The 12,291-nt window shown below is 63.6% G+C and carries 12 protein-coding genes; 8 read left to right on the top strand and 4 right to left on the bottom strand.

Going from position 1 to position 12,291, the window contains the following annotated elements; genetic code table 11:
* Positions 1-17 precede the first annotated feature (17 nt).
* Positions 18-422, bottom strand: a complete 405-nt coding sequence (locus FJ443_RS01010; protein ID WP_140491431.1) for a GFA family protein — start codon at positions 420-422, stop codon at positions 18-20.
* Positions 423-545: 123 nt separating this feature from the next.
* Positions 546-1,499: a cation diffusion facilitator family transporter gene (locus tag FJ443_RS01005; RefSeq protein WP_140662422.1), complete on the bottom strand. Its 954-nt coding sequence runs from the start codon at positions 1,497-1,499 to the stop codon at positions 546-548.
* A gap of 74 nt (positions 1,500-1,573) precedes the next feature.
* On the opposite strand from FJ443_RS01005, the gene FJ443_RS31025 reads away from it, so the two are divergent.
* Together FJ443_RS31025 and sugE are read left to right on the top strand one after the other, a co-directional pair.
* The gene (locus FJ443_RS31025) at positions 1,574-1,897 is read left to right on the top strand and encodes a hypothetical protein (protein WP_210239598.1); all 324 of its coding nucleotides are present in this window, start codon (positions 1,574-1,576) and stop codon (positions 1,895-1,897) included.
* Between the two features lie 233 nt (positions 1,898-2,130).
* Positions 2,131-2,445 (top strand): quaternary ammonium compound efflux SMR transporter SugE, encoded by a 315-nt coding sequence (gene sugE / locus FJ443_RS00995; protein ID WP_140491423.1) that lies wholly within the window; start codon positions 2,131-2,133, stop codon positions 2,443-2,445.
* A gap of 182 nt (positions 2,446-2,627) precedes the next feature.
* On the opposite strand, the gene FJ443_RS00990 is transcribed toward sugE, so the two are convergent.
* The gene (locus FJ443_RS00990) at positions 2,628-3,056 is read right to left on the bottom strand and encodes a DUF6481 family protein (protein WP_140491421.1); all 429 of its coding nucleotides are present in this window, start codon (positions 3,054-3,056) and stop codon (positions 2,628-2,630) included.
* A 220-nt stretch (positions 3,057-3,276) separates the two neighbouring features.
* Between FJ443_RS00990 and FJ443_RS00985 the strand changes: the two genes are divergently transcribed.
* The 3 genes from FJ443_RS00985 to FJ443_RS00975 all read left to right on the top strand — a co-directional run bounded on the left by FJ443_RS00985 (position 3,277) and on the right by FJ443_RS00975 (position 7,001).
* Positions 3,277-4,335 (top strand): LLM class flavin-dependent oxidoreductase, encoded by a 1,059-nt coding sequence (locus FJ443_RS00985; protein WP_140491419.1) that lies wholly within the window; start codon positions 3,277-3,279, stop codon positions 4,333-4,335.
* 151 nt (positions 4,336-4,486) lie between these two features.
* Entirely contained in the window at positions 4,487-5,653 is a 1,167-nt protein-coding gene (locus tag FJ443_RS00980) for an AI-2E family transporter (protein WP_140491417.1), read from the top strand.
* Between the two features lie 346 nt (positions 5,654-5,999).
* Entirely contained in the window at positions 6,000-7,001 is a 1,002-nt protein-coding gene (locus tag FJ443_RS00975) for an LLM class flavin-dependent oxidoreductase (RefSeq protein WP_140662420.1), read from the top strand.
* 48 nt (positions 7,002-7,049) lie between these two features.
* Here FJ443_RS00975 and FJ443_RS00970 read toward each other — a convergent pair whose 3' ends face one another.
* Positions 7,050-8,069, bottom strand: coding sequence for a LacI family DNA-binding transcriptional regulator (locus FJ443_RS00970; protein ID WP_140491411.1), 1,020 nt, complete (start codon positions 8,067-8,069; stop codon positions 7,050-7,052).
* A 221-nt stretch (positions 8,070-8,290) separates the two neighbouring features.
* On the opposite strand from FJ443_RS00970, the gene FJ443_RS00965 reads away from it, so the two are divergent.
* The 3 genes from FJ443_RS00965 to FJ443_RS00955 are packed head-to-tail and all read left to right on the top strand — an operon-like array spanning position 8,291 to position 12,146.
* On the top strand, positions 8,291-9,874 hold the full coding sequence (locus FJ443_RS00965) for a sugar ABC transporter ATP-binding protein (protein ID WP_140655302.1): 1,584 nt from the start codon (positions 8,291-8,293) through the stop codon (positions 9,872-9,874).
* Entirely contained in the window at positions 9,871-11,181 is a 1,311-nt protein-coding gene (locus FJ443_RS00960) for an ABC transporter permease (protein ID WP_140662418.1), read from the top strand. Before FJ443_RS00965 ends, FJ443_RS00960 begins: the two co-directional genes overlap by 4 nt.
* Positions 11,178-12,146, top strand: coding sequence for a substrate-binding domain-containing protein (locus FJ443_RS00955; protein ID WP_140491405.1), 969 nt, complete (start codon positions 11,178-11,180; stop codon positions 12,144-12,146). The genes FJ443_RS00960 and FJ443_RS00955 overlap by 4 nt, the downstream gene beginning before the upstream one ends.
* The last annotated feature ends 145 nt before the right edge of the window (positions 12,147-12,291 follow it).

Raw genomic sequence — 12,291 nt, 5'->3', positions numbered from 1 at the left:
CGCCGCATCGGACGGCGCTACTGCTCCTCCACTGTGGTCATGCCGTGAAATTCAGGTAGCCAGTGAAGCGCCGAGCGGTGCCATTTTTGCAGTGTCGGAATCAAATCCTGGCGTTGCCGCGCGGTTCCCACTCGAATGCCGTAGACCTTTGGGCCATCTCCGACCGACGTGGCGTAAAGGTGCGAACCGCAGTCGGCGCAAAAGGCCTGGACGCGCTTGGCGCCGCTTGCCACGGTCTTGATGTAGACCTTCGGTGTACCCTTTGTGATCCGGTAGTGATCTTCAGGCGCCGGAACGGTGACGCGAAAGGCCGTACCGGTCAACTGTTGGCAATCGGTACAATGGCAGATCGAGGTCTTTTCCGGTTCGACCTCCGCCTCATAGGTGATGGCACCACAATGACAGCCGCCGTCGATCTTCATAATCAGTCCTCCAAAACTCGATCGGCTGATTTTAGCGGCGCAGCGTCGCAAGGCAACGACGCGACGCTGGTCCAAGACATAATCCCGAGGAGTGGAATGTGGTTTCGAGACCTGCTCAAAACTCTACTCGGATGCCGATTCGATCAGCTTGCGGCGCTGTTCCCAGGTGCCTGTCGTCTGCGGCTTGACGAACAGCCGGGTGATCTCGGGCATTTCCTTCCTTAGCCGCGCTTCGAGGCGCTCGACGCAGGCTTCGATTTCCGGCGCGGACAGATGGTCCTCGAATTCGATGCTCAGGCCGGCAACGATTTCTTCCGGCCCCAGGTGGACCGTCAGGACGCCGTTCGCCCGCTGCACCGCCGGATCCTGCTGCGCGATCGCCAGCACTTCTTTCTGCACCGCGGGCGAAGCAGGCTCGCCGATGAGCAGCCCCTTGCTCTCGCGCGCCAGGAAGGCCGCCGTCGCCCCCAGGATCAGCGCAATGCCGATCGAGGCGGCGCCGTCCAGTTCCGGCATCTCGAAAATCTCCGCCGCCGATATGCCGGCAAAGGCGACGATCAGGCCGAGAAGCGCGGCACTGTCCTCGAACAGCACTGTGTAGACGCTTGGATCCTTGCTCGATTGTACGGCCTGCAGCCAGCCCTGCTGGCCCTTCTGCCGGCGGAATTCCCTCAGCGCCACCAGCCATGAACTGCCCTCGAACAGAAACGACAGGCCGAGCACGATGTAGTTGACCCTGACATTGGCGGCCGGTTCGGGCGCAATGATGTGCGTCACGCCTTCGTAGAACGATACGCCGGCGCCGAGCGCGAAGACGAGAAGCGCCACGATGAAGCTCCAGAAGTAGAGCTCGCGGCCATGGCCGAGCGGATGCGCGCGGGTGGCCGGGCGTGCGGCGCGATGCATGCCATAAAGCAGCAGGCTGCCATTGCCGGTATCGACCAGCGAATGCACGCCTTCCGAAAACATCGCCGAACTGCCGGTGAAGAGGGCTGCGGCGAATTTGGTCAGCGCGATCGCGAGATTGCCGGCGAGCGCCGCGTAGATGACCGTTCGAGAGCCGCCATGCCCCGCCATTGCTTCCCTGTCGTCCTGTCCGACACGCGAAGTCTAGAGCAATTGCAGGAAAAGTGGGAGCCGATTTCCTTGAGATGATGCTGCGGGCCTGCCGAAATTCCGCGGCGATCGCGACGCACCAACACCCGTCCGTTCAAGTCGCTGCGCGCCGGTTCGGATTCATAAGGCCGCCGAAACAGGTTGCCGGTTTTCGCGGCCGTGACCGCGAACGGCCCTTGCCTAGAGGCATTTCTCTTGTTTCACTTCACTTCCCGCAACTGGAGGAACGAATCATGGCAAAAGGTGCGATGAAGGCAGGCAAGGAGGCCCGCAAGCCAAAGAAGGACGCCAAGAAGCCGGCCGCTGCTCCCACGCTCAAGGCGCCGCCGGTCAAGGCAACGAGGCTCAAGGAAAAATAGTCGCGTGCCTCGGATGGAGTTCGCCGGCGGCGTTCGGAACACCGCCGGCAGTATGTTGATCGGGCGTTAAGACACCCTATATCTGGTGCGGGGACGACCCCACATCTCCTGAAATCCGGTCGGGACGACCCGCCCACTGTCTGACAGGGCATCGGCTGCCGCGGTGCTCGGTCGATCGCGCATTGCATCGTCCTGAACGGACGTCGGTGCGATGCTTGGATGGAGCGTTCCCCATGTCATGGATTTTTCTGTTTTTCGCCGGCCTGTTCGAGATCGGCTGGGCAATCGGCCTCAAATATACCGACGGATTCACCCGCCTCGTCCCGACCGTGCTCACGGTCGCCTCGATGATCGTCAGCCTCACGCTGCTTGGACTGGCGCTGAAAGCGCTGCCCGTCGGCACCGCCTATGCGGTGTGGACCGGCATCGGCACGGTCGGCACGGCGCTGCTCGGTATCTGGCTGCTCGGCGAGCCGGCGACCGTCATCAGGCTCGCCTGCATCGCGCTCATCGTCTGCGGCATTATGGGGCTGAAATTCGCGGCGTAAAGCAATCCAGGAAGCGAAGCGGTTTTCCATCCGGAATTGCGTCGAAGCAAACAGAGCAATTTTGCGAAAGTCGCATCACGAACGGCGTCGGCAATCGCATGAATTGGCGCGCGGACAAACGCATGCAGGGCCGCTTCGCAGCGACCCTGATCCTCGAAGCAGCTTGCTCCGGCGGTCTGAGGCTAGCGGCCGGTAAAGCCTGGCGGTGTCCTGCCGGTGCGCGCCTTGCGCGCCGCATAGCGCGCGTCGCGCTTCGCCTTGCGCTCGGCCTCGTCGGCCAGCAGACGCGCGATGCGCTCGGCCTCTTCGGCTTCCCGAATCCTGGCTTCCGCCTGCGCCGCCTCTTCGGCCGCGACCCGTGCGGCTTCGGCTGCGGCCTCGCGCTCGGCCTTCTCGATTGCCTCGCGTGCCAGCCTTTCCTGCTTCAGCCTCGCCTTCTCGGCCTCGCGTATCTCACGCGCCGCAAGGATAGCCTTGCGTTCGGCCTGTCGCGCCAGCACCGCGGGATCGTCCGCCGCCGGCTTCGACTTGAAGCGCTCCAGAAGCGCCTTCTTTGCCTCGTTCGCGGCGTTGCGCCGCTCGAAAATGTCTTTTTCCCTGTAGATAGCCAAGTCCACTTCCCTGAAGTCAATTCGCGACGCTTACATACGCGCGAAAACCGGGAGTTCAAGCGCCAAAACGGTATGCCAGCCATGAAATTCCGTGCTGTTGCAGCCGGGAGACGCCTTCGCGGCCGAAACGGACACGCACTGTTCGCAGTCAGACCCTCTGGTGGTGATACGGGCTGATCGCTACCTCTAGCGCGAAAATCAAACGCCAGGATGACACCAGATGGAACTCGGTCTCTACACTTTCGCCGACGTCAGCCCGCAGCCGGGCCCCGGCGCAATCGGCCCGCACGAGCGGCTGCGCAACCTGATCGAGGAGATCGAACTGGCCGATCAGGTCGGCCTTGACGTTTTCGGCCTTGGCGAGCATCACCGGCCGGACTATGCCGCGTCCGCGCCTGTCGTGGCTCTGGCCGCGGCGGCCGAGCAAACCAAACGCATAAAACTGACCAGCGCCGTCACTGTCCTGTCTTCGGACGATCCGGTCCGCGTCTTCCAGCAATTCGCCACGCTCGACCTTCTTTCCGGCGGCCGGGCCGAGATCATGGCCGGGCGCGGCTCGTTCATCGAATCCTTTCCGCTGTTCGGCTACAATCTTGAGGATTATGACGAGCTGTTCGCCGAAAAGCTCGACCTGCTGCTCGCCATCCGCGATCAGGTGAAGATCACCTGGTCCGGCAATCTGCGCGCGCCGATCAACGATCGCGGCGTCTACCCACGCCCCTTGCAGGAAAAACTGCCGATCTGGATCGCCATCGGCGGCACGCCGCAGTCCGCCGCCCGCGCGGGCGCGCTCGGCCTGCCGCTGGCGCTCGCCATCATCGGCGGCGAGCCGGCGCGGTTCGCGCCGCTGTTTGACCTCTATCGCGAGGCCGCCAGGCGCGCGGGCGCCGATCCGAAGGGTCTTGCCACCAGCATCAACGTCCACGGCTTCATCGCCGACACGACCGAGAAGGCGGCCGACGATTTCTATGGCCCACAGGCCGAGGTGATGAACCGCATCGGCCGCGAGCGCGGCTGGGGTCCGACCTCGCGGGCGCATTTCGACCAGTCACGCGGCCCGGGCGGCGCCTTGTTCGTCGGCAATCCCGAGCAGGTGGCCGAGAAGATCGTCGCCCAGCACAAGATCTTCGGCAATGACCGCTTTTTGCTGCAGATGGCGATCGGCATCATGCCGCATGCCAAGGTCATGAAGGCGATTGAACTCTACGGCACCAGGGTGGCGCCGATCGTGCGCAAGGAAACGGCTGACGCCGTCCCGGCCCCGGCGCCTGCCGCGTAGTGTTGCACTTCCGCGAAAAATTGCGCGGGAACAATAACCGCGACGGCGGGCCTCGTGGGCTCGCCGTCAACGCCGGCTCACGGAACCTTGGACCGGCAGGGGCGTTTTCTCAGCGGTTGCGCCAATTGCGGTGCGCCGCCGAGGGACCGTGATGAAAGCTGACCCCACCGCTTCGGTCGCGGGCGTTTCCGAAGCAGAAGAGGCGCGCATCGCCGCCCGCGCCGACACGCATCTGATACGCTCGCTGCTCGTCGGCATCTTCATCTTCATGGCCATCTACGCGCTCTATTTCGCCCGTGCCTTCTTCATGCCGGTCATACTGGCCTTTCTGCTGGCATTGACGCTGACGCCGATCGTCAGGCTTCTGCGCAAGCGCGGCATCCCCGAGGTGATTTCGGCGACGCTTCTGGTGCTTCTGTCCCTCTGCCTCTTCGCCAGCGCCGGCTACCTGCTGAGCGGCCCGGTGATCGATCTCATCAACAACACTTCGTCGATCGGCCAGCGGCTGACCGAGCGGCTGGCGCATTTGCGGCCTCCGCTCGAGAGGATGATGGAGGTTACACATCAGATCGAAGGCCTCACCGAGACGTCGCAGGAACCGGGCATACAGAAAGTCGCGGTAGCCCAGTCTGGCTTCCTGTCGTCGGCGGCCTCGAACATTCTTTCGGCGGGAACAAGCCTGACCATCATCTTCGTGCTGTCGCTGTTCCTGCTTGCTTCAGGCACGATGTTCTATGAAAAGATCATCCAGTCCTTCGCCAGCCTCACCGAGAAGAAGCGGGCGCTGCGGGTCGTTTACGACGTGGAACGGGAAATCTCGCACTATCTGCTCACCGTCACCATCATCAATATCGGCCTCGGCACGATCATTGGCCTTGGGCTGTGGGCACTCGGCATGCCCAATCCGCTCGTCTGGGGCGCCACGGCCGCTCTGCTTAATTTCCTGCCCTATGTCGGCGCCATGATCACGCTCATCGTGGTTACGATCATCGCGCTGATCAGCTTCGACACGATCTCCTATGCGTTGTTGGCGCCTGCCTTCCTGCTTTTGTGCGACATCGTCGAAGGCCAATTCGTAACGCCGATGGTTGTCGGCCGGCGGCTCGAGATCAATGCCGTGGCGATCTTCATCGCCATTGCCTTCTGGTCATGGCTATGGGGCTTTGTCGGCGCGCTGATGGCGGTGCCGCTGCTGGTCCTCATCAAGGTGTTCTGCGATCACTTCGACGGTCTGAGCCATGTCGGCAACTTCCTGGCGGCACAACATCTCTCGGCGGTGGAAGATGAGGCCACCGAGGAAGGTAAGGCTCCGGCATAAAGCCGCGCGTCTGGTTTGCGGCGCCTGGCTCGAATGCCTATATCCGGCCGGTCCAATGGCCGGTGCCCTTCCCATGAGCGATGCTTCCTTCGACCTCGACGACTGTTTTCGCTCGCATCGGCCATGCCGGCTTGCGCGATGCGCCGCTGGGCGCGTCGCCAACATTTGGCGTCGACAGATCCGGGCTTGCATTTCCTGTCCATCATCGCGGCAGCCCCGCCGAGCAGAAACGCATGGCCGCGGCCAGCGGATTTGCCGATGCGCTCGGGGGCGGCTTGGCATCCTCATTCCCGACCGCACGGCCTTCGAGGCAGGGTGCTTGAGATAAATCTCGTGGAGACCTGACATGGCAGCCCTTTCCGTCCTCGACCTGTCGCCGATCGTCGAAGGCAGCGATGCCTCGCAGTCGCTGGCCAATTCGCTCGATCTTGCCCGCCATGCCGAGCGGCTGGGCTACAAGCGCTATTGGCTGGCCGAGCATCATAACATGCCGGGCATCGCAAGTGCCGCCACCTCGGTCGTCATTGCCCATGTCGCGGGCGGCACCAAGACCATTCGCGTCGGCGCCGGCGGCATCATGTTGCCCAATCACTCGCCGCTGGTCATCGCCGAGCAGTTCGGCACGCTGGCCGCCTTGTTCCCCGGCCGCATCGATCTCGGCCTCGGCAGGGCGCCCGGCACGGACATGAACACGGCGCGCGCCTTGCGCCGCAATCTCGAGGCCGGTGCCGACAATTTTCCGCAGGACGTCGTCGAGCTGATGGGCTATTTCCTGCCGGCGGAAGAGGGCCAGCGGCTGCGCGCCGTGCCGGGTGAAGGCCAGACCGTGCCGGTCTGGATCCTCGGCTCCAGCCTGTATGGCGCCCAGCTTGCCGCCATGCTCGGCCTGCCCTACGCCTTCGCTTCGCATTTCGCGCCGGCCGAGCTAGACCATGCGCTGGACATCTACCGCTCGCGCTTCCAGCCGTCGGAACAGCTCGACAAGCCCTATGTCATGCTCGGCCTCAACGTCTTTGCGGCGCCCACCGACACTGAGGCGCGGCTGCTGTTCACCTCGCTGCAGCAGGCTTTCGTCAATCTGCGCACCGGCCGCCCCGGAAAATTGCCGCCACCGGTCGAGAATTATGACCGCGACCTCGATCCGATGGCCAAGTCCATGCTCGGCCAGGCGCTGTCCTGCGCCGTCGTCGGCTCGCCGGAAACGGTGCGGCAAGGCATCGACGCCTTCGTTCGCCGCACCGGCGCCGACGAATTGATGGTCACCGCGCAGATATTCGATCATGCGGCTCGGGTGAGGTCCTTCGAAATCCTGGCCGACGCCCACAAATCGCTGACGCAAGCGGCGTGAGATTTCCAGCTCAGCGCTTGCCGATAGCGATTCAACCGCTGAACCGCTCTACGCACTCACGCTCTGCGCCACCGCTCCCAGAGGTCGGCATGAATTGCGGATCATCAGCCGGCCCTTGAGCACCAGCTTGCGCGGCGGCGCGTCGCGATTTCCGGCAAGGCGGTCGAGCAGCAAATTGGCCGCCTGTTCGCCGATCGCCTGCACCGGCTGTGCCACCGTGGTCAGTTGCGGGACAAACACGTCCGACCACGGAAAATCGTCGAAACAGGCGATTGAAACATCTTCCGGGCAGGACAGGCCGATATCGCGGATCGCCTTCATGGTGCCGATCACCATCGGATTGTTGGCGGAGAAGATCGCGCTCGGCCTGTCGTGCAGCGACAACAGCTGCATGGCCGCGTTATAGCCGTCGATCTCGTGAAAATTGCCGGAACGTACCAGCTCCTCGGCGACCGGCAGGCCGGCTGCCTGAAGCGCTTCGCGATATCCGGCCATGCGATCATGCATCGGTGAGATATCCGACGTTCCGGTGATGTAGCCGATGCGCCGGTGCCCGAGATGTATCAGGTAGGTGATGGCGTCGAACACGGCGCGCTGGTTGTCGAGCACCACGGCATCCGTGTCGACACCGTCGCAGATGCGGTCAAGCAGGACGACCGGCACGTTGGCGTCGTCGACGATGCGCTTGAGGATCGTCCCATCGCCGACCCGCGCCACGATCAGCCCGTCGACCATACGGTCGAGCAGCAGCCTGATCTGGTCGTCCTGGGTGTTGAGGTCCTCGTCCGTGCAGCACAGCATGACCGCATAGCCGGCGCGGTCGAAGGCCTGCTGGATGACTGACACGACATCGGTGAAGAACGGATTGGTGATGTGCGGGACAGTCAATCCAATGGTGCGCGTTGTGCCCATTTTCAGGCTGCGGGCGATCGCATTGCGCTTGTAGCCGATATCGCGGATCGCCTGCTCGATGCGCTGGCTGAGCTCCGGACTGACGGTCGCCGTGCCGTTGATCAGCGCCGAAACCGTGGCGACCGACACGCGCGCCGCTTCGGCCACGTGAAGCATGGTCGGCGCCGTCGATTTTCGCTGCCTTGTCTTGCTTGGCCCTGCCATTTTCGAAACGTTTCGCCGCCTCTCTATGCATCATACCTACGGAATATCGCGGTTTTTCGCAAGAATTGAAATGAGGTAATCTCACGTCACCAGATAGAAGCTTGACAGGATCGAAACGTTTAGAATAGCGTTCATGAGGGTCAGACGACGACGGAAGGGAGGCCGCCTTTGTCATGGAGCACGGAAATTCCATCGCGCGTCGGGATGTTGCGGCGGATCGTTCGGATGTCGTCCTAAGCGCTGAGCACGTATCCAAGAGCTTCGGCGGCATTGCCGCCTTGGTCGACGTCGGTTTCGAGCTGCGGCGCGGCGAAGTCCACGCCTTGATGGGCGAGAACGGCGCCGGCAAGTCGACGCTGATGAAAATCCTTTCCGGTGTCTACACCGGCTACGACGGCACGGTTCGCGTCGACGGCGTAGCCGCGAATTTTGCCGGCGTGCGCGACGCCGAGGCCGCCGGCATTGCCATCATCCACCAGGAGCTCAATCTGGTTCCCGAACTCAGCGTCGCCGACAACATCTTTCTCGGACGCGAGAAGCTGATCGCCGGGCTGATCGTCGACCGCAAGGCGAGCAGCCGCGCCGCCAGCGCCCTTCTGCAGCGGCTGGGCATCGAGCTCGACCCGGAAGCCCGTGTCGGCACCTTGCGCGTCGGCGAACAGCAACTGGTCGAGATCGCCAAGGCGCTGTCGATGTCGGCGCGCATCCTGATCATGGACGAGCCGACCTCGGCGCTTTCTCCAGCCGAATGCCAGAGGCTGTTCCGCATCATCCGCCAGCTTGCCGACAGCGGCGTCGCCATCGTCTACATCTCGCACCGCATCGACGAGGTCATGCACCTGGCGGGCAGGGTCACTGTGTTTCGCGACGGACGCCACGTGCTGACGCGGCCGATGGGCGAGCTCGACGAGAACGCCATCATTTCGGCAATGGTCGGGCGAGACCTGCTGGCCTCCTCGGAAGAGGAGCGCCGTTCCGGCGGCGAAATCGTGCTTTCCGTCGAGAACCTGTCGCTGACGAAACCCGACGCCCATGGCTGGCGCACCGTGATCGACGGAGTCAGCCTCGAACTCGCCGAAGGCGAGATCCTTGGCATTGGCGGGCTGCTGGGTTCAGGGCGCACCGAAATCCTGGAGGCGATCTTCGGCTCGAGCGATGGCCGCACCGGCGGCGAGATCCGGCTCGACGGCGCGCCGGTCGAGATCCGCTCGCCGCGCGATGCCAGGCGCCTCGGCATTGCGCTGGTGACCGAGGACCGCAAGACCCAAGGCCTGCATCTCCAGGCTTCCATTACAGACAACGTCGCATTGCCGCTGGTCGGATCGCTGGCGCGTTTCGGCATCCGTTCGCTGGCCGGCGAACAGGAGCTGGCGCGCCACGCGGTCCGGGCGCTCGGCATACGCTGCGAGGACATCGACCAGCCAGCCGGCACGCTGTCGGGCGGCAACCAGCAGAAGGTCGTCATCGGCAAATGGCTGGCGACACGGCCGCGCGTGCTTCTTCTCGACGAGCCGACGCGCGGCATCGACGTCGGCGCCAAGCGCGAGATCTACGATCTCATCTTCAAGCTTGCGCGCGACGGGCTGGCCATTGCCGTCATCAGCTCCGAATTGCCGGAACTGCTGCACCTCTCCGACCGCATTCTGGTGATGGCCGATGGCCGCCAGACCGGCATCCTTTCCCGCGATGCAGCGAGCGAGGAGGCCATCATGCGTCTCGCCGCGCCGCGCCGCACAATTTCGAGACCTGCCGCATGAGCGCCTTGAAACTCCTGTCCCGCACCAAGCTCTATTGGGGCCTCATCGCCATCTTCCTGATCGGCGTGCTGGGCTCGCCGGTCAGCTCCAAGGGCAACAACATCTTCCTGTCCTACGGCAATCTGCTCGACGTGCTACGACAGGTGTCGACCACCGGCCTGATCGCCACCGGCATGACGGCGGTGATCATCACCGGCGGCATCGATCTTTCGGTCGGCTCGCTGATGGCAATCTGTTCGGTGGTCTGCGCCATGCTGCTGACGGTTCCGGGCGTGACGCCGGGAGTGGTGCTTGGCGTGCCCACCGTCGCCGTGGTGGCGCTCTGTCTCGGCTTCATCGTCACCCGCTTCATTTTCCTCAATCTCGAAAAGTCGCGCGCCGGCGCCGATGCCTCGCGCGACGCAAGGCTGGACCGCGCTCGCGGCCTGGTCACGCCGGCAATCGTCGGCGTGGTCCTGTGCTGTCTTTCCCTGTGGTACCTGCTGCCGCAGGTCGAGCCCAAATTCGGCGTCCTCGGCGTGCTGCTGGTCGCGCCATGCGTGGGCCTGCTGTTCGGTGCGCTCAACGGCTTCATCATCGTTGCCGGGCGGCTGCAGCCCTTCATCGTCACCCTGGCGATGATGGTGACGGCGTTGGGCATCGCCCGGCTGACCGCCGGCCAGAACAATGCTGTGCTGCCGGTCTATACCGGCTCGAACGCCACCGAGGATTTCGAGCTGCTGCGCTCGATGGTGTTCGGCGTCATTCCGATGCCCGGCCTGTTCTTCCTCGCTGCCATCCTGATCTATGGCGCGGTGCTGCGCTTCACGCCGTTCGGCCGCTATGTCTACGCCATCGGCGGCAATGAGGAGGCGGCCAGGCTTTCCGGCATCGCCGCCGGCCGGGTCAAGATCGTCACCTACGCCGTTTCGGGCCTGCTCGCCGGCATTGCCGCGGTGCTCTATGTCGCGCAGTACCGGCAAGGCAAGCCCGATGCCGGCGCCGGCCTGGAGCTCGACGCCATCGCCGCCGTGGTCATCGGCGGCACCAGCCTGATGGGTGGGCGCGGCAGCCTCACGGGGACATTCTGCGGCGTGCTGATCTTCGGGCTGCTGTCCAACATATTGCAGCTCCACAACATCAATTCGAACCTTCAGCTGGTGCTGAAGGGGATGATCATCATCGGCACAGTGCTCGTGCAGGAGCGCAATGCCGGTGATCTCCTAGCCTATCTGCGCCTGCCCGGAGCGGCGCACAAGGAAACGGCCGCGGCAAAACGGCCGTCGCAAGAGACCCGGTCTCTCAATCTCGGAGGAAACAAGAAATGAAACGACGTGACACGCTGAAGCTTGCCGCCCTTGGCGCGGCATTGCTGACCACCACCGCGCTGCTCTCCACCGGCCACGCCATGGCCCAGGACAAGAAGTGGAAGATCGGCTTCTCGCAGGTGACGACCATCGAGCCTTGGCGCGCGCAGTTCAACAAGGACATACTGGCCGAGGCCGCCAAGCACCCCGAGGTCGAGCTGATCATCACCGACGGCGAGGACAAGACCGAGAAGCAGGTTGCCGATGTCGAGAACCTGATCCGCCAGGAGGTCGATGCGCTCTTGGTGTCGCCGAAGGAATCGGCCGGCCTGACCGGGGTCGTGCAGCAGGCGATCGACGCCAAGATCCCGGTCTTCGTGCTCGACCGCAATGTCGACACCAAGGACTACACCCAGTTCGTCGGCGGCGACAACAAGCTGATCGGCCGCGCGGCCGGCGAATATGCCGTCGAGCTGCTCGGCGGCAAGGGCAAGGCATCGGGCAATGTCGTCGAGATCTGGGGCGGCATGGGCACCCAGCCGGCGCATGACCGCCATGACGGCTTCCATGAGTTCACCGACAAGGAGCCGGGCATCAAGTACCTGCTCGACCAGCAGTCGGGCGACTGGAAGCAGGACCAGGCCTATAATCTGATGGCCAACGCGCTGAAGAGCAACGAGAAGATCGATCTCGTCTACGGCCACAACGACCCGATGGCCTATGGCGCCTATCTTGCCGCCAAGGATGTCGGCCGCGAGAAGGACATCAAGTTCATCGGCATCGACGGCCTGCCCAACGAAGGCGTGCAGATGGTGAACAAGGGCGAGCTGACGGCGACCTTCACCTATGTCACCCCGGGCGCCGAGGGCCTTCGGCAGGCGATCAAGTTCCTCAATGGCGAGAAGGTCGAAAAGACCATCACCTTGCCGACGCAGAAGATCACCAAGGAAAACGCCGCCCAGGTGCTGAAGGACAACGGCCTCTGAGATTTCGCCGGAGATAAGCGCCGGCCCAAGGTCCAGGTTCTTCGTCCCAGGACAGCTTAGCGCCTTCCTCTCCCCCGTCGATCGGGGGAGAGGTGTCGAGCGAAGCTCGACGGAGTGGGGTCGACCCTTGGCGCGGTGCAGGAAG

Origin of the sequence: Mesorhizobium sp. B2-6-1 (genome assembly GCF_006440475.1) — a bacterium.
In the GTDB taxonomy this organism is placed as follows: domain Bacteria; phylum Pseudomonadota; class Alphaproteobacteria; order Rhizobiales; family Rhizobiaceae; genus Mesorhizobium.
This window is presented reverse-complemented; position numbering and strand designations above follow the sequence as displayed.